This is a genomic window from Actinomadura kijaniata NBRC 14229 (assembly GCF_001552175.1).
In the GTDB taxonomy this organism is placed as follows: Bacteria; Actinomycetota; Actinomycetes; order Streptosporangiales; family Streptosporangiaceae; genus Spirillospora; species Spirillospora kijaniata.
In genome coordinates, this window is the sequence record NZ_BCQR01000001.1 from 33,408 (window position 1) to 49,851 (window position 16,444).

Sequence of the window (16,444 nt, forward strand, 5' to 3'; positions counted from 1 at the left end):
CGCGAGCCGTTCCCGCGCGTCAGCCGGTCGCGGCGGCGAGCGCGTCCTTCCAGAGACGGCCGTTGGCGCGGCTCGGCGCGATGCCCGCGAGACCGGGGTCCCCGGCGGTGTTGCCGGGCCGGACGAACGACAGCCGGAAGCCCGCGCCGCCCACCTTCAGCTTCATCCCCGCGCCGAAGTTGTACCAGGGGAAGCGGACGTCCTCGACCTTCTCCACCGGGACGTCGAACAGGACCAGCTCCCGGCCCGCCGCCAGCTGCTCGGCCAGGCCCTCGGTGCCCAGGCGGCGTTCCAGTACGCGCAGGTGCGCCGGGCCGAGCGCGCCGCGGCCGGTCACCCGCAGGGCCAGGCGCCCGCGCGCCGCCCGCAGCACGCCCGGAACGCTGCCGGTGGCCCCCATCAGCAGCCAGACCGGTGTCTCCAGAGGCCGGTCGCCCCCGTGGTCTCCTCGCATGTCCCCGTTCCCCCGTTCGGTCGGTTCGTCTTTCCGGGAGCGTAGGAAGGGGGGCGTCCCGGGCGGCACGGCCTGGTGTCCGGCCGTTTCCGGGACGGCCGTCCCGGCCGGGTTATCCACAGGCAGGCCATTGTCACCTCTGGTGACCGGGCGATTGCATTAGGTTCTGGGACATGCAGCCGTTCGCACTGCCGGACTTCTACGTCCTCCACCCCGCGCGGATCAACCCGCACCTGGAGCGGGCCCGGGCGCACACCCGCGCGTGGGCGCGTTCGATGGGCATGCTCGACGAGACCCGCGACCCCGGCACCCCGGACATCTGGGACGGGGCCGCCCTGGAGGCGATGGACTACGCGCTGCTGTGCGCCTACACCCATCCCGACTGCGACGCCGACGAGCTCGACCTGGTCACCGACTGGTACGTGTGGGTCTTCTACTTCGACGACCACTTCCTGGAGGTGTTCAAGAAGACCCGCGACCGGGAGGGCGCCGGGCGGTACCTGGAGCGGCTGGACGCGTTCATGCCGCTGGAGCCCGGCGCGCCGGTGCCCGAGCCGACCAACGCCGTCGAACGCGGCCTGGCCGACCTGTGGGCGCGGACGGCTCCGGCGATGTCCCCGGCGTGGGCGGAGCGGTTCGCCGAGAGCACCCGGCACCTGCTGCACTCCTCGCTGTGGGAGCTGTCCAACATCGACGAGGGGCGGCTGCCCAACCCGGTCGAGTACGTGGAGATGCGCCGCAAGGTCGGCGGCGCGCCCTGGTCGGCGGGGCTGGTCGAGCACGCCTGCCGCGCCGAGGTGCCCGCGCGGGTGGCGGGGACCCGGCCGCTGCGGGTGCTGCGCGACACCTTCTCCGACGCCGTCCACTTCCGCAACGACATCTTCTCCTACCAGCGCGAGACCGAGAGCGAGGGCGAGGTCAACAACTGCGTGCTGGTCCTGGAGCACTTCCTCGGCGTCCCGGCGCAGCGGGCCGCCGACATCGTCAACGACCTGGTCACGTCGCGCATGCAGCAGTTCGAGAACACGACGGTGACCGAGCTGCCACCGCTGTTCGAGGAGCACGCGCTGACCCCGCCGGAACGCGCCGCCGTCCTCGCCTACGTGAAGGGCCTCCAGGACTGGCAGTCGGGCGGGCACGAGTGGCACATGCGGTCCAGCCGCTACATGAACAAGGGCGCGACGACCGTGCTGGGCGGGCCGACCGGCCTCGGAACGGCCGCGGCGCGCCTGCCCGGCCTCCTGCGGGCGGCGCGGGCGCTGCGGCCGCACGTCCCGCACCAGCGGGTGGGGCCGACGGCGTCGCCGGACATCGAGATCCCCTATCCGCTCCGCACCAACCCGCACCGCGACCGCGCCCGCCACAACTGCGTCACCTGGTGCGAGGAGATGGGGATGTACGGGACGCCCCCGCGCCTGCCGGAGCCGATCTGGGACGCGGAGATGCTGGCCGGGTTCGCGTTCGAGATCTGCGCGGCGGCGTTCAACCCCGACGCCACGCCCGAGGGCCTCGACCTGGCCACGCAGTGGCTGGCGTGGGGCACCTACGGCGACGACTACTTCCCGGCGGTGTTCTTCCGGGACCGCGACACGGCCGGGGCGAAGGTGTTCCACGCGCGGATGGGCCTGTTCATGCCGCTCGACTGCGGGACGACACCGCCGCCGCTCAACCCCGTGGAGGCGGGCCTGGCCGACCTGTGGCGGCGCACCGCCGCCCCGCTGCCGGTCGACGCGCGGGCGGAGTTCCGGGAGGCGGTGGAGACGATGACCGAGAGCTGGCTGTGGGAGCTGGCCAACCACGTCCAGCGGCGCGTGCCCGACCCGGTCGACTACATCGAGATGCGGCGGCACACGTTCGGGTCGGACATGACCATGGCGCTGGCCCGCATCGACCGGCGCGGGACCCTGCCGGGCGAGCTGTTCCGCACCCGCGCGATGGAGGCGCTGAACCACGCGGCGATGGACTACGCGTGCCTGCTCAACGACGTGTTCTCCTACCAGAAGGAGATCGAGTTCGAGGGCGAGATCCACAACGGGGTGCTGGCCGTGCAGCGCTTCCTGGAGTGCGGGATGCCGGAGGCCATGACGATCGTGAAGGACCTGATGGCGGCCCGGCTGCGCGAGTTCGAGAGGATCGCCGCCACCGAACTCCCCCTGGTGGCCGCCGACCTGGAGCTGGACGGCAGAGCGCTGGCCGCGCTGGACGGCTACGTGGACGAGCTGCGCGAATGGATGGCGGGCATCGCCAAGTGGCACCACGAGACCCGCCGCTATCCGGAACCGGAGCTGCTGCGCCGCTACCGTCCGTCCCCGTCCCCGCCCACGAGCCTGGGCGTGTCCGCCCTCGCGGGCGTCCCCGGCCTCAGTCGGCGGCCTCCTGGATGATCTCGGCGACCTGCTTGGCGGTCTCGGTCGGCAGCGGCGTGGGCAGCCCCCGCCACCGCCGCATGGCCGCCAGCGCCGCCGCGCTCGCGCCCCCGCTGTAGACGGCGGTCGCCACCAGGGCCGCGGCCTCGGGCGGGAGCTTGCGCTCCAGCAGCGCGAGGTTCATCCGATAGGACGCAGCGACGGCCATCGTCCCCAGCACCCCGGCCACGGCCCCCATCCGCAACGCGGGCACCCGCTTGCGTGCCTTCTCGGCCATCTCCCGCTGCGCGGCGTCGATCACGTATTTGGCCAACATGAGGTTCTGCTCCACCGGACTGTCGGCAGTCTCGGCGAGCTCCTGCTTACTGGGCCGACGGCGCGCCTTACTGCTCATGCGCGCCCCGTACCCGCTGAGAGCGGGACCATTCACCCCCTTTACGGTCCTCTGGATGGACCACCGCTCCCGGATCCGGCGACGCCTGCGATCACTGGCCGGACTCGAACTGTTCAACATCCCGTTCCAGGCGGCCGTCTGGTTCGGCTCGCTCGGCCTGCCGCTCACGGCGGCGAACGCGACGGGCTTCGCGCTGGTCGCCCTCGTCCTGCTGGAGGGCGCGGCGTACTGGGCGGCGAAACTCCGCCGCCTCCGGGCACCGGGAGGACCGCTGCCGTTCGCCACCGCCTTCGCGTCCGCCCGCCTGGCGAACCCGCCGCTCCTGGCCGCGGGCGTGGCGTTCACGACCTGGTCGGTGGTCATGGACCCGGGCGCGGGCACGATCCCCGGCCTGGGGTTCGCCGTGTTCGGCGTGCTGGAACACGTGAACTACTTCCACACGCAGCTGATGTACGACACCCGCGAGGACCTGCGCCACCTGCGCTCGAAGGGCTTCCGCCGCTCCCACCTCGCCCGCGACCTGGAACGCCGCTCCCTCACCCCCGCAGAACGGCGTGAACGATCTTTCCGCCGTCCGCGAGCGGCGCGACGCCCCAGCTCTCGGCCATGATCTCGACCATCGCCAGCCCGCGCCCGTCGACCTCGTCGAGCCCGAACGGCCGGACGACGGGCCACGCGTCGCTCCCGTCCCCGACCTCCACCACGGCCCGGCTCCCCGCCCGGTGGAGCCGAACGAAGATCTTGTCTCCCGGCCCGGACCCGTGCCGGTAGGCGTTGGTCACCAGCTCGGTGACGACCAGCCGCGCGGCGTCCGTGACGCACCCGGAGAACCCCTGGGCGAGGAACCAGCGCGCGGTGAAGTCCCGCGCCGTCCTGACCGCCTCCGGCATGGCCGCGACCACCAGCGACGAACCGTCACGGCAACGTCCCTGATCGGCGGTCATGGGACATCGTCGGCCGCGCCGTCGGGGAAGCCGTTCAGAGCGGCCAGATTGGCCTCGGCGTAAGAGCTGATCAGCTCGATGGTGCTCGACAGAAGCCCATGGGCGCGCATGGCCTCCTCGTACGCGGCCCTGACGATCTCGATGGCCTGGCTCAGCTCCCGGTGAACGTTCACCGGCACCCCCGCCCGGCAGCCAGCTCACGCGCGAGGACGCGCACGGCACCCGCCACATCCCCGACCGGAGCGATGACCTCACCGCTGTCGGCCCACACATACCGCCAGCGGCCGTCGCGGTGGTCGCACCCGACCTCGACCATCCGCCGCGCCGCCCCGACCTGCACGACGTTCAGGATCGGAGTCCCCCTGTGGATCACGATCCCGCACGCCAGCCCCGGATCAGCGGCCACCCCTCTATCCAGAGCCGACAGGTAGGCCCGCCGCTCCCCGCCCGAGAGCATTCCTTGATCTTTTTCTGTCACTGCGCAGCGCGGCTGCATGTTCTCCATTCGAACCACTCGTTGAGCGCTCGCCGCCTTTTTCTTGCTCCACGGACAAGAGTGCGCCGCGCGGACTAGCTTGACTACGCGAGTTCTCCAAATTCAACGCGGAGAGGATCACCATGCGCGTCCGCCCAGCCTTCGATCCGGACGGGAACCTCTGGGACTTCATCGCTTTTGAACTGCGTCAACAGCGTCACGAGCGCGGCCTGTCACTCTCCGCCATGGGTGAGATCATCGACCGCGACCGTTCACTAGTCGCACGCATTGAGTCCGGGCATACGAAAATGCAGGAGGCACACGCCATAAAGATCGACATGGCGTGGGAGACCGGCGGCCGCTTCCGGCGTATGGTCAAATTCGCCAAAGCCGGACATGACGTGGAGTGGTTCAAGACGCACCTGGAGCTGGAGGCCCGGGCGTCCGAGCCGCGGATCTGGGAACTCGGGTGGGTGCCCGGCCTCTTCCAGGTCGAGGGCTACATCCGCGCGATGTTCGAGGCGGCCGGTGTCGAGGATCCGGAAGAGGGGATCAAGGCGCGGCTGAACCGTCAAACCTGTCTCCACCGCAAGCCCCGCCCGCGCGTATGGGCGATCCTGGCCCAGAGCGTGATCGAGGAACTCGTCGGCTCTCCCGAGATCATGCGCGAGCAACTCGCTCACCTGGTGGAACTCGCCCAGTAACCGCACATCACCATACGGATCGTCCCGCGATCAGCCGGGGCACACGCCGGCCGTGACGGCTCGTTCAAAATCATGACCGTGGACGGCGCGGACGTCGTCTACTCCAAAGCACCCGGCGGCGGGAGACTTATCCAGGATGCAACCGATATACCCTCATACCGGGTGTGGTTCGACCTCATCGGAGACGTAGCGCTACCCAAAGATGCATCGTTGCGCCTGCTCAAGGAAGCGATGGAACGGTATTCATGACTACTTGGCGGAAGTCCAGCCACAGCGAAAGCACCACTGTCGAGTCCGACTGCGTTGAACTCGCCGAACTCATCAACGTCGTAGGCATCCGGGACAGCAAGGCCCCCGGCTCCGGGCACCTCGCGGTTTCCAGGGCGGACTTCGGGGTGCTGGTCGCCCAGGTGAAGCGGGGCTCGCCCGAGAGCTGAACCCGACGAACGCGCGCAAGCCCCGGCCTCGGAGCCGGGGCCTGGTCACGTGCGGCGATCGGCGCGACCACGGCACTCCGCCCGGTCGGTGATCACCATGCCTTCGGGTCAGGTCAGCCACCGCAGCCGGTGTACCGCGGGCTGGAGTGACGCGTTGTGGCCAGAAGGAAGATGGAGGCGTTCCAGGATGGTTCAGTGGCGCAAGTCCACCCGAAGCAGCGGAGCTGAGAACACCGACTGTGTCGAAGTAGCCGCGTTCTTCGGCTCCGTGGCCGTCCGGGACAGCAAAGCCCCCGAGTACGGGCACCTCGCGGTTTCCAGAGCGGACTTCGGGGTGCTGGTCGCCCAGGTGAAGCGGGGCTCGCCCGAGAGCTGAACCCGACGAACGCGCGCAAGCCCCGGCCTCGTGGCCGGGGCTTGGTCACGTGCGGCGATCGGCGCGACCACAGCACTCCGCCCGGTCGGTGATCACCGTGCCTTCGGGTCAGGTCAGCCGCCGCAGCCGGTGTACCGCGGGCTGGAGTGACGCGCGACCTGCTTACCGCCCTTGGTGAGCCCGAAGACCTCGACCCGCATCGGCCACACGCCGCACCTCACGCTGCCCGTGGTGACCGATCCCTTCGACTTCGCGGATACCTTCAGACAGTTTCCGGCGGCCATCTGCGGACCGGTCACGCCCGCCCAGATCAGGTAGACGCAGACCCTCCTCATCTTGGACTTCTTGGAGGCCGTCCAACTGGCCTTGGCATAGACGTACTTGCCCTTCTTGCCCTTCCTCTTGTGGACGACCGGCTTGTACGCCTTGACGGTCTGCGCCTTGGCCTTGGCCGTGACATCCGCGACGTCCGCGACGGCGACCTGGGCGTTCACGGGCTGGGCGGTCGTGGCCTGGGCGGGCAGGGCCGACAGGCCGGCGAACGCGACCGCCGCCGCCGTCACCGATGCCCCGAGACGGTAGGTCAGCATCAAAGGCTCCTTCCAAGAATTGAGTCGCCTTTGTGCTTTCCTTTCACCATGCCCCCAAAACGCGAAATTCCATCTTGCACCGAAGAACAGTGCCGGGGCACTAAAGAATAGTTCCCGGGGTCTATGGGCGCGCATTTCCGCTCGCCTCGACGCCCGCGGAGATTCGCCGGAGGACACGGGGCCCGACCACCGTTGACCCGGCAGGCGGCCTCCATGCGCCGGGACCTGGGGGTCACCTCGCGTCCAGTGGCGTCATTGACGCCGCGACGGACCTGTCCGGTGAAGCCTGAGGCGGACGGCGTCGCTGGTCGGTTGGTTGTCGCGGCGAAGTTCACGATGACGGGGGTGGTGTGCCCACAACCGCCGGACACGGCATCGGGAGGTCGGCGACCGCGCGGCGGCGGGGCTTGGTTCCCTTCTGGTAGGCCGGGCGCGCGCAGGCTTCGCCGGTGGCCAGGACCCGGCTGGCCTCCTGCTGTCCGGCGCACTGGCGGACGGGCACTTCCCGGGGTTACCCGGGGCCGGGCCGGGAGGGTAGGGGAGCACGGGCGGAACGGGCCGTTCCCTCTCCCGGGCTCAGGTCGTACCGCGGACGATCAAGTGTGGGGTCAGGACCGCCGGAGGCGGCAGTTCTCCGGTGAGCAACCGGTCGACCTGGTGGACGGCCAGCTCGCCCAGCCGCCGTTTGTCGAGGTGGAGGGTGGTCAGTGGCGGGTCGACCAGTTCGGCGATGCTCAGCCCGTCGTAACCGATCACCGCGCAGTCGGCCGGGACCCGGACACCGAGCCGGCGCGCGGCCCGCAGCGCGCCGATCGCGACCAGGTCGTTGAACGCGAACACGGCGGTGACGTCCGGGTGCGCGGCCCTGAGCGCCTCGAACGCGGTGGCGCCGCCGTCCAGGGACTGGTCGCCGACGGTGATCCAGCCGTCGTCGACCGGCAGCGCGTGTTCGGCGGCGACCTCGAGGAAGGTGCGGCGCCGGACCTCCGGGGCGCAGACCGACGGGCAGTCGATCATGCCGATCCGGCGGTGGCCCCGGTCGATGAGGTGTCGCAGCCCGGCCCGGACCCCGGCCGCGGTGTCCACCTGGACCAGGGCGTGGGAGGAGGAGTCCGTCCCACGGTCCATGATGACCAGCGGCACCGTGCCGACATGCGGGTCGAGTTCCGGGTCGGGATGGCTGAGGTAGCCGACGAGCGCGTCGACCTGCCGGCCGAGTGACCCGACCATCGACGGCTCCCGGGACCGGTCGTTCTCGGTGCTGGTCACGACGACCGTCCAGCCCCGCCGGTCGGCGGCGGCGATCACCCCGGCCACGAACTCGGGAAAGAACGGGTTGACCACGTCGGGGACGATGAGCCCGATGGTCACGGCGTCCGGGCGGACCAGTCCCCGGGCGAACCGGCTGGGCCGGTACCGAAGTTCCCGGGCGACGTCGAGCACGCGACGCCGGGTCCGCGGATCGATCTCCCCCTTGCCGTTGATCGCCCGGGAGACGGTCTGGTGGGACACGCCCGCCGCCCGGGCCACGTCGTGAAGCGTGACGCGCTTGGTGGCGCGTCCGCGTTCGCCTTCCGGCCTCTGTTGTTCAACCACGCCGTTCACTCATCCGTGTTCGTGTCCGCCCCGCGCTCCCAAGTCAACCAGGCCGACGCGTTGACGAGGGCCGACGGGGTGAGGAAGACTCCGTTACCGCTCACGTTAACGTTAACGGAGGATCCTGTGCGCACCCCCTCTGCCCCGTCCCCCCTCGGAGTGGTCACGGCCTGCGCGGCGTTCGTCCTGATCGGCGCGCTCCAGGCGCTGTACGGCCCGGCCGTCTCCGCGTTCCGCGCCGACTTCGGCATCGGGCTCGGCACCGCCGGGCTCGCCCTCGGCGCGCACTTCGTCGGCGGTGTCGCCGGAGTCCTCGTCCACGCCGGGCTGAGCCGCCGGTTTCCCGCCCGCGCGCTGCTCGCGACCGCCCTGGTCATCATGGCGATCGGCGGCGCGGGCGTCGCGCTGGCGCCTCGGTGGCCGCTCGCCCTGCTCGCCGCGCTCGTTGCGGGGATCGGCTTCGGGGGGATCGACTACGGGCTCAACGACCTGTTCGCCCGCGCCTACACCCGCCGCGGGCCCGCCATGCTGAACATCCTCAACGCGCACTTCGGCATCGGCGCGGTCGCCGGCCCGTTCCTGGTGGCGGCACTGGGCCCGCAACGCTATCCGGCGATCTTCCTCGGCTTCGCCGTGGCGTCGCTGCTGCTGGTGCCGGGCCTGCGGGGGATCCGCCCAGGCGACGGGCGAACGCCGACCGGGACGACGGCACCTGGAGCGATGGCGCGCAGTTTCGCCCTGCTGGCGGCGTTCATCACCGTGTACGTGTTGAACGTCGGCATCGAGGCGGGCGTGGGCGGCTGGGAGCCCACCCATCTGGAGACGATCGGCCACTCCGCCGCGAGCGCCGCCTCGGCCACCTCGGTCTACTGGCTCATGCTGACCGTTGGACGGTTCCTCGTCGTACCGCTGACCCTGCGCTGGTCGGACCAGACCATCGTGGTCGGCAGCTGCGTCGGCGCGGCCGTCTGCCTGGCGCTGAGCGCGGTCCCGTCGATCGCCGCCGTGGCCTACGCGGGCGTCGGCCTGTTCATCGCCCCGGTCTTCCCCACCGCGCTGCCCTGGCTGCGCCGCGCGGTGCCGGGGGCCCAGGGGGCCGGGGCCTACGTGATCGCCGCGTCCATGATCGGCGGCGTGGTGGTCCCGCCGCTGGTCGGCGGGGGGATCGCCTGGACGGGTGTGGCGGCCCTGCCCGTACTGCTGTCCGCCCTCAACGGGCTGTGCCTGGTGACGCTGTGGTGGATCATCCGGGCCCAGCGGACCGAGCGGCACCGCCGGTCCGGCCACGACCCGATCGACTCTTCGTCCGACGCCGGTGACCCGATGGTGAAGAGGCACGGGTAAGGGCAGGGGGCCGTTCCGGCGAGGCCAACGGGTCACGGAGGAACGGTCCGCCCTGGACCACTGCGGCTCTCTGGTCGCGCTCCCTCCTCTGGAACACGCGGGGGGAACGCCGCGCGTCGACGTCGGTGCCGCAGGACCTCGTATCGACGGACGCGGAGTGGTCACGCGGGAACTGTTCCCTGCGACTGTCCCCGCGTCGTCGCGCTTCGTGTCGCGCTGAGGTCAGAACCCGAGCTCGACGGTCTCGACCGGGGGAACGCCGCTCCCCTAGGCGATCAAGCCCGGGTGCGCGCCTGGAAGCGGTCGATCGGGTCCGTGCCGGTGTGGTCACCGGTGAAGGGCGTCCTCCCGGGGTCGTGCCGCCCGGTGCCGTCTCCGCGCGGGCGGTGACGGCTCGACCCGCAGCAGGCGGGCCGCCCAGGAGGGCAGCCACCAGTTCCACTCGCCCATCATCGCCACCGTGGCGGGCAGCAGCAGGCCGCGGACGAGCGTGGCGTCGATCAGGACGCCCAGCGCGACGCCCGTGGCGAAGATCGACACGTCCAGTTCCCCGCCGGCGGCCATCGAGGCGAACGAGCAGAACAGGATCAGCGCCGCGCAGGTGACCAGCCGTCCGGTGCGTCCGACGCCGTCGACCACGGCGGTCCGGGTGGAGCCGGTGCGGTCGTACTCCTCCCGGATCCGGGACAGGATGAACACCTCGTAGTCCGTCGACAGCCCGTACAGGAAGGCGAACACGGTCACCGGGACGAACGTTCCGATGGAGCCGTCCGGCCGGATGCCCAGCACGGTCTCGGTGCCCCAGCCCCACTGCCACAGGACGACCATCGCGCCGAGCACCGCGCCGAGCGACAGCAGGTTCAGCAGGATCGCCTTCAGGGGCAGCAGCAGCGACCGGAACGCCCGCGCCAGCATCACGAAGGTGACCAGCGACAGCGTCGCCAGCATCCACGGGAACGCCGTGTAGGTGACCTTCACGTAGTCCATCTGCTGGGTGACGTTGCCGCCGACCAGCGTGCCGTCCGGGACCCGGTCGACCACGCGGGTGACGGTGTCCTCGCCCGCGGCCGAGCCTCCCTCGTGGCGCGGCAGCACGGTGAGGACCGCGGAGCCGTTCCGGCGCCACTGCCCGCCGTCGGGCGCGGCCACCGCGTACACCCCGTCCGTGGCGCGAAGGGTCCGCGCGACCCGTGCCGGGTCCGTGCCCGCGGGCACGTAGACGTCGAACGAGGTGAGGACGCCGGAGGGCACCCCGCTGTCCGTCAGGGCGGTGAGCCCCGCCCGGCCCTCGCCGGAGCCGGCCAGCCGGTCGGTCGTCGGCACCGACAGGTTCAGCCCCAGCGCGGCGGCGGACAGCGCCAGCAGGACCGCGCCGCTGGCCGCGGCCGTCGGCCACCGGAAGCGCACCACGTTCCGGGCCACCGCGGTCCAGAAGAGCCCGGCGGACGCCTCCCGCCCGAGCGCGGGGCGGTCCGCCCGGCCGGTCTCCCGGCGGCGGCGCAGGCGCCGGCCCGAGGAGCTGAGCAGCAGCGGCAGCAGGGTCAGCGAGACCAGCGCGCTCGCCGCGGTCACCAGCATGCCCCCGACGCCGAGGCTGCGCAGCAGCGGGATCGGGAGCAGCACCATGGTGACCAGGCCGATGGCGACCGCGCCGGCCGAGAAGACGACGGCGTGCCCGGACGTGGCCATCGCGCGCCGCACCGCGTCGTCGCCGTGGTGCCCCCCGGCCTCCTCCTCCCGCCAGCGGATGACCAGGATCAGCGCGTAGTCGATCGCGATGCCGACGCCGAGGAGCGGCAGCATGGCGACCGTCGTCTCGTGGACGGGGACGAACGGGCTCACCACGAGCAGCCCCAGGAACGACACGGGCACCGCGACCAGGGCGGTCAGCAGCGGCACCAGGGCCAGGGCGGACCGCAGGGCGTACAGCAGCACCGCGATCGCCGCGCCGATGGTGACCAGCAGTTTCAGCGGGACGTTGAGGCCGCCCCGGTCGGCGCCGGTCGCCAGCGTGTCCAGCCCGGTGACCCGCACCTTCGATCCCGGCGGCAGCTCGGCGCGCAGGGCGTCGGTGATCAGGGGGCCGAGCGCGGGGGTCTCCCCCAGCGCGCTGCCCGGGAGGCCGCCCTGCTCGACGGGGCCGCCGAACACCAGCCCGAAGGTCGTCCTGCCGTCCTTGCCGAGGAACGCCCGGTCACCGGTGTCGGCGTACGAGACGACGCGCGCCTCGACCCTCTCGGCGGCCCTGCCGAAGGCCCGGCCGAGGGCCTCCCTCATCTCCGGGCTGTCGGCGCGCCGCCCCTCCGGCAGGGTCACGACGGGGACGAAGGGGCGCTCGTAGCCGCCGTTCCCGTAGGTCTTCAGGATTTGTTGGTTGGCCTCGTATCCGGGCAGCCCCGGGTAGGCGTTGCGCTCGTCCACGTTCGGGAGCAGCAGGGCGATAGCGCCGCACCCGGCGAGCAGCAGCAGGACGACGAGCGTCCGGACGAGGCGCCTCCGGCCGAGGACGAGGTCGCAGATTCTCTCCATGCCCCCAGGCCACCAGAGGGTTCTTCGGCGCCTCGTCGAGCGTTCTTAGAGAACTCTGTCAATGCGGCGACATCCCTCTCGAACCGCCGGAAAGCGGGCGACACTTGCGGTGTGAACCCGACGATTCTCCGTGTCCTGGTGGTCGACGACGAGAGCTACCTCGCGGACCTCATCGCCACCGCGCTGCGGTACGAGGGGTTCGACACCGCCGTGGCGGGCACCGGGAGGGCCGCCGCCGAGCTGGTCGAGGCGTTCCGCCCGCACCTCATCGTGATGGACGTCATGCTGCCGGACGGCTCCGGCATCGACGCGTGCCGCCGGCTGCGGCACGCCGGGTGCGAGGCGCCCGTGGTGTTCCTGACGGCCCGCGACTCCACGGAGGACAAGATCGCCGGGCTGACGGTGGGCGGCGACGACTACGTCACCAAGCCGTTCAGCCTGGAGGAGCTCATCGCCCGGATCCGCGCGGTGCTGCGCCGGACCGCGCCGCCCGGGGAACGCGCGCGGCTGGCCTTCGCCGACCTGGAGATCGACGACGGGGCGCACGAGGTCCGCCGGCACGGGGTGCGGGTGGACCTGACGCCGACCGAGTTCAAGCTGCTGCGCTACCTGGTGGCGAACGCCGGGCGCGTCCTGTCCAAACGCCAGATCCTCGACCACGTGTGGGAGTACGACTTCGGCGGCAACGACGCCGTGGTCCAGACGTACGTCTCCTACCTGCGGCGCAAGATCGACGTCTTCGAGCCCGCCCTGATCCAGACCGTGCCGCGCGTCGGCTACGTCGTGCGCGTCCAGGAGGCGGACACCGCCCGGCGGACCGGGCGGCCGGGCTCCGGGGTGGGCCGATGACCCTGCGAGCCCGGCTGGTCCTGGTGCTCGCCGGGCTGCTGGCCCTCGGCATGGCGCTCTCGGTCGGCGCCACCTTCGGCGCCCTCCAGGACTGGCGCCGGGACCGGACCGACGAGGTGCTCGCCGCCGTGGCGGAGCGGTTGCGCGAGGACCTCGCCACCGGGCGGGACGGCGGGCGGCTCGTGCCGCCCGACCCGGCGGACCGGCTGACCGGCCTCTGGCGGGCGGCCGCCGACAGGGGCGACCTCCCCTCGTTCTTCCAGATCCGGTCCCGGGACGGGCGGGTCCGCCAGACCTCGGGGTTCGGCGGCCGTCCGGAGCTGCCCCGCACCCTGCCCGCCGGGCGGACGTTCCACGTACGGGACGGCGGGGAGGGCAGGTGGCTGCTGCACTCCTCGCCGCTTCCCGACGGGGTCCTGCTCGTCGGCATGCGGACGGCCGTGGCCGACGAGCTGACGCACCGCACCGCGATGGTCGCGGCCACCTCCGCCGTGGCGGCCCTCCTGGCGGTGACCCTGCTCTCGTGGCACGCGGTGCGCCGCGGGCTGCGCCCGCTGGAGTCGATCGCCGCCACGGCCGCGGCGATCGGCGGCGGCGACCTGGCGCGCCGCGTCCCGGCCGCCGGGCCGCGCACCGAGGTGGGCCGGCTCGGCGGCGCGCTGAACGCGATGCTCGGGCAGATCGAGTCGGCGTTCGAGGAGCGCCGCCGGGCCGAGGAGCGGCTGCGGCGCTTCGTCGCCGACGCCTCGCACGAGCTGCGCACGCCGATCGCCACCGTCCGCGGCTACGCGGAGCTGTTCCGGCGGGGCGCGGCGACGCGGCCGGACGACCTGGCCCGCGCGATGGCGCGGATCGAGTCGGAGGCCCGGCGGATGGGCTCCCTCGTCGAGGAGCTGCTGCTGCTCGCCCGGCTCGACCAGGGCCTTCCCCTGGCCCTGGCCCCGGTCGATCTCGGGGCGCTGGCCGCCGAGGCCGTCGACGACGCCCGGGTGCTGGCCCCCGGCCGTCCGCTGCTGCTGGAGACCGAGACGGACGGCGGCCCCGTGATGGTCCGGGGCGACGCGGACCGGCTGCGGCAGGTCCTGGCGAACCTGCTGTCCAACGTGCGGCAGCACACCCCGGACGGCACCGGGGCGCGGGTGCGCGTCGTCGCCCGGGACGGGCAGGCCGTGGTCGAGGTGGCGGACGGCGGACCGGGACTCGACGAGGAGCAGGCCCGGCACGTGTTCGAACGTTTCTTCCGCGCCGATCCCTCCCGCGCCCGGACCGCCGGCGGGGGCCGCGGGGAGGGGACCGGGCTCGGGCTGGCCATCGTGGCGGCCGTCGCCGGGGCCCACGGCGGGAGCGCCGAGGTCGACCCGGCCCCCGGCGAGGGCGCGGTCTTCCGCGTACGGCTGCCCCTGATGGACGGGGCCTTCCAGGCACGCGGGCGCGGTTGATGACGGGGCTGGGCGAAGAACCGGCCTCGGGCCGTGCGGTTCAGGACCGGGCCCAGTGGAGCAGGCGGTCCACGTGACGGCGGGTCAGGCCGGTGGCGGGGTCGGTGCGGAGCAGGCGCGTCGAGCGGTACGGGAGGGCCTGGCGGCGGGCGCGGAACGGGATCACGTCGTCCACCCACGCGAAGCGGCGGCCGTTCGCGTGGCGCAGGATCGGCACCCACTTGTACATCTGCGGGATCCGCAGCGGCGGGCAGTAGGGGTCGTCGGGGCGCGTCCTGTACTCCTTGAACGCGACGTACGGCAGCGGCGGGAGGTCGAGGAGGGGCGCGATGTGCTCGTTGGCGTGTTCCTCCCAGGTGGTGGCCCAGGTCAGGTCGTAATGGGCGGCGAGTTCGGCCAGCCAGGCGGCGTGCGCCGGGTTGATGCGGATCGTGAGGTTGCCGACGGTGTGCTCGGTGAGGCCGGGGGTCGGGTGTTCGGGGTTCAGGACGCCGTCCACGTCCAGGTAGAGGAGCGGGCGCGGGTTCGGGTGGGTGCCGGGGCGGGGGACGCCTCCGAGTCCTCGGCGGCGGGGCATGGGGTCGAGGGTAGAGCCGCCCCGGCACGGGGTCACCAGGTGACCGGCAGCCGCCGCGGGCGGCGGACGAAGCGGCCGTCGTCCCAGGGGACCTCGTCGAGCGGGACGGCCAGGCGCAGGCCGGGCAGCCGCCGGGTGAGCGTGGACAGCGCCACCTGCAACTCCATCCTGGCCAGGGCGGCGCCGACGCAGCGGTGCGGTCCGAATCCGAAGGCGATGTGCGGGTTGTCCTCGCGGGCGACCTCCAGGACCTCGGGGTCGGGGAACACGGTCCCGTCGCGGTTGGCGGCGGCCAGCTCGACCAGCACCTGGTCGCCCCGGCGCAGCCTGACCCCGCCGAGTTCCACCTCCTCCAGCACGAAGCGGGTCAGCGACCCCTGGGTGATCAGGGGCACGTACCGCAGGAGCTCCTCCACCGCCGTGGACACCAGGCCGGGTTCGTCGGCCAGCCGCCGGTAGTCCCCGCCGCGCAGCAGCAGGTACACGAAGTTGGGGATCTGCGAGGCGGTGGTCTCGTGGCCCGCGGCCAGCAGGGCGCGCAGCAGGTTGACCATCTCGGCCGGGCTGAGGCGGTCGCCCTCGACGCGTTCGCGCACCAGCGCGCCGATGAGGTCGTCGGTGGGGTGCCGCGTGCGCCGGTCGGCCTGGTCGGCCAGGTAGTCGTTCATCGCGTCGATGCTGGCCGCGGCCTGTTCGGCGGTCTTGCCGGTGGTGCTGAGCAGGGCGTCGGTCCAGGCGGTGAAGCGGGCGCGGTCCGCGGCGGGCACGCCCAGCAGGTCACAGATGACCTCGATGGGCAGCGTCAGCCCGAACGTCTCGAACAGGTCGGCCGGCGGCCCGGCCTCGATCATGGCGTCGACGAGGCGGCCCGCGATGCGTTCGGTGCCCGCCCGCAGTTCCTCCACGCGCCGGGGCGTGAACGCGCGGAACACGAAACGCCGCAGCCGGGTGTGGTCGGGTGGGTCGGTGCTCAGCAGCGTCCGGACGGTGATCTCCACCGGGGTCGTCCGGGCAATGTCGGCTTCGGGGATTCCCGCGCGTTCGGGATCCCGGCCGAAGACGGGGCTGCTGAGAACGTGGCGGGCGTCCTCGTAGCGGGTGACCAGCCAGGCCGGGGCGCCGTAGGGCAGGCGGACCCGGATCGGGGCCCGGCCGTCGCGCGCCTCGGTGAGCAGCGGGGAGGGCTGGAGGGCGTGGTCGGCGGGGAAGGGGAAGGCGGGAAGTCCGCGCATGGCGACTCCAACGGGGGGTGTTCACCGGAGTGTCCGGCGAAGAGGAGGACCGAATCGCGCGCAATTCCCGATGAGATGTTAGATATCCAAATTATTCTCGCTGCCCTGTTTCGACCAGGACATGTTCCCCTAACCGGA

Annotated in this window: 17 protein-coding genes and 1 pseudogene; 8 read left to right on the forward strand and 10 right to left on the reverse strand. The window is 72.2% G+C overall.

Annotated elements, in window-relative coordinates:
• Nucleotides 1-19: 19 nt before the first annotated feature.
• Nucleotides 20-454, reverse strand: coding sequence for a hypothetical protein (locus tag AKI01S_RS00165; protein WP_067810723.1), 435 nt, complete (start codon nt 452-454; stop codon nt 20-22).
• A gap of 173 nt (nt 455-627) precedes the next feature.
• Here AKI01S_RS00165 and AKI01S_RS00170 point away from each other — a divergent pair, with 173 nt between their 5' ends.
• Nucleotides 628-2,838: a terpene synthase family protein gene (locus tag AKI01S_RS00170; RefSeq protein ID WP_067810726.1), complete on the forward strand. Its 2,211-nt coding sequence runs from the start codon at nt 628-630 to the stop codon at nt 2,836-2,838.
• Here AKI01S_RS00170 and AKI01S_RS00175 read toward each other — a convergent pair.
• Nucleotides 2,816-3,214, reverse strand: a complete 399-nt coding sequence (locus tag AKI01S_RS00175; RefSeq protein ID WP_083998626.1) for a phage holin family protein — start codon at nt 3,212-3,214, stop codon at nt 2,816-2,818. The genes AKI01S_RS00170 and AKI01S_RS00175 overlap by 23 nt on opposite strands.
• Nucleotides 3,215-3,269: 55 nt before the next feature.
• Here AKI01S_RS00175 and AKI01S_RS00180 point away from each other — a divergent pair, with 55 nt between their 5' ends.
• Nucleotides 3,270-3,824 (forward strand): hypothetical protein, encoded by a 555-nt coding sequence (locus tag AKI01S_RS00180; protein WP_067810732.1) that lies wholly within the window; start codon nt 3,270-3,272, stop codon nt 3,822-3,824.
• On the opposite strand, the gene AKI01S_RS51520 is transcribed toward AKI01S_RS00180, so the two are convergent.
• From AKI01S_RS51520 to AKI01S_RS51530, 3 genes are read right to left on the reverse strand one after another with little or no spacing between them, the layout of a single operon-like run.
• Nucleotides 3,751-4,158: an ATP-binding protein gene (locus tag AKI01S_RS51520; protein WP_169813883.1), complete on the reverse strand. Its 408-nt coding sequence runs from the start codon at nt 4,156-4,158 to the stop codon at nt 3,751-3,753. The two genes, AKI01S_RS00180 and AKI01S_RS51520, sit on opposite strands and share 74 nt — an antisense overlap.
• On the reverse strand, nt 4,155-4,331 hold the full coding sequence (locus AKI01S_RS51525) for a hypothetical protein (protein ID WP_169813884.1): 177 nt from the start codon (nt 4,329-4,331) through the stop codon (nt 4,155-4,157). The genes AKI01S_RS51520 and AKI01S_RS51525 overlap by 4 nt, the downstream gene beginning before the upstream one ends.
• Complete coding sequence (locus AKI01S_RS51530) at nt 4,328-4,663, reverse strand: hypothetical protein (protein ID WP_169813885.1); 336 nt, start codon at nt 4,661-4,663, stop codon at nt 4,328-4,330. The genes AKI01S_RS51525 and AKI01S_RS51530 overlap by 4 nt, the downstream gene beginning before the upstream one ends.
• A 341-nt stretch (nt 4,664-5,004) precedes the next feature.
• Between AKI01S_RS51530 and AKI01S_RS53180 the strand changes: the two are divergent.
• The 3 genes and pseudogenes from AKI01S_RS53180 (at nt 5,005) to AKI01S_RS00210 (ending at nt 6,150) form a co-directional block, all read left to right on the forward strand.
• A pseudogene (locus AKI01S_RS53180) lies at nt 5,005-5,586 on the forward strand (DUF5753 domain-containing protein).
• Nucleotides 5,583-5,774, forward strand: a complete 192-nt coding sequence (locus AKI01S_RS00205) for a DUF397 domain-containing protein (protein WP_067810746.1) — start codon at nt 5,583-5,585, stop codon at nt 5,772-5,774. The pseudogene AKI01S_RS53180 and the gene AKI01S_RS00205 overlap by 4 nt, the downstream one beginning before the upstream one ends.
• Before the next feature lie 187 nt (nt 5,775-5,961).
• A complete protein-coding gene (locus AKI01S_RS00210; protein ID WP_067810749.1) occupies nt 5,962-6,150 on the forward strand; it encodes a DUF397 domain-containing protein in 189 nt (62 codons plus the stop codon).
• A 113-nt stretch (nt 6,151-6,263) separates the two neighbouring features.
• Here AKI01S_RS00210 and AKI01S_RS00215 read toward each other — a convergent pair whose 3' ends face one another.
• Together AKI01S_RS00215 and AKI01S_RS00220 are read right to left on the reverse strand one after the other, a co-directional pair.
• A complete protein-coding gene (locus AKI01S_RS00215) occupies nt 6,264-6,740 on the reverse strand; it encodes a hypothetical protein (RefSeq protein ID WP_067810752.1) in 477 nt (158 codons plus the stop codon).
• A 576-nt stretch (nt 6,741-7,316) separates the two neighbouring features.
• Nucleotides 7,317-8,336, reverse strand: coding sequence for a LacI family DNA-binding transcriptional regulator (locus tag AKI01S_RS00220; RefSeq protein WP_067811007.1), 1,020 nt, complete (start codon nt 8,334-8,336; stop codon nt 7,317-7,319).
• A gap of 126 nt (nt 8,337-8,462) precedes the next feature.
• On the opposite strand from AKI01S_RS00220, the gene AKI01S_RS00225 reads away from it, so the two are divergent.
• Complete coding sequence (locus AKI01S_RS00225; protein WP_218009504.1) at nt 8,463-9,680, forward strand: MFS transporter; 1,218 nt, start codon at nt 8,463-8,465, stop codon at nt 9,678-9,680.
• A gap of 327 nt (nt 9,681-10,007) precedes the next feature.
• On the opposite strand, the gene AKI01S_RS00230 is transcribed toward AKI01S_RS00225, so the two are convergent.
• On the reverse strand, nt 10,008-12,209 hold the full coding sequence (locus AKI01S_RS00230) for an MMPL family transporter (protein WP_067810758.1): 2,202 nt from the start codon (nt 12,207-12,209) through the stop codon (nt 10,008-10,010).
• A gap of 111 nt (nt 12,210-12,320) precedes the next feature.
• Here AKI01S_RS00230 and AKI01S_RS00235 point away from each other — a divergent pair, with 111 nt between their 5' ends.
• Nucleotides 12,321-13,058, forward strand: a complete 738-nt coding sequence (locus AKI01S_RS00235; protein WP_067810761.1) for a response regulator transcription factor — start codon at nt 12,321-12,323, stop codon at nt 13,056-13,058.
• Entirely contained in the window at nt 13,055-14,497 is a 1,443-nt protein-coding gene (locus AKI01S_RS00240; protein WP_067810764.1) for a sensor histidine kinase, read from the forward strand. Before AKI01S_RS00235 ends, AKI01S_RS00240 begins: the two co-directional genes overlap by 4 nt.
• Nucleotides 14,498-14,537: 40 nt before the next feature.
• On the opposite strand, the gene AKI01S_RS00245 is transcribed toward AKI01S_RS00240, so the two are convergent.
• Both AKI01S_RS00245 and AKI01S_RS00250 read right to left on the reverse strand, forming a co-directional pair.
• On the reverse strand, nt 14,538-15,074 hold the full coding sequence (locus AKI01S_RS00245; protein ID WP_067810767.1) for an HAD domain-containing protein: 537 nt from the start codon (nt 15,072-15,074) through the stop codon (nt 14,538-14,540).
• Between the two features lie 32 nt (nt 15,075-15,106).
• The gene (locus AKI01S_RS00250) at nt 15,107-16,306 is read right to left on the reverse strand and encodes a cytochrome P450 (protein WP_067810770.1); all 1,200 of its coding nucleotides are present in this window, start codon (nt 16,304-16,306) and stop codon (nt 15,107-15,109) included.
• Nucleotides 16,307-16,444 lie beyond the last annotated feature (138 nt).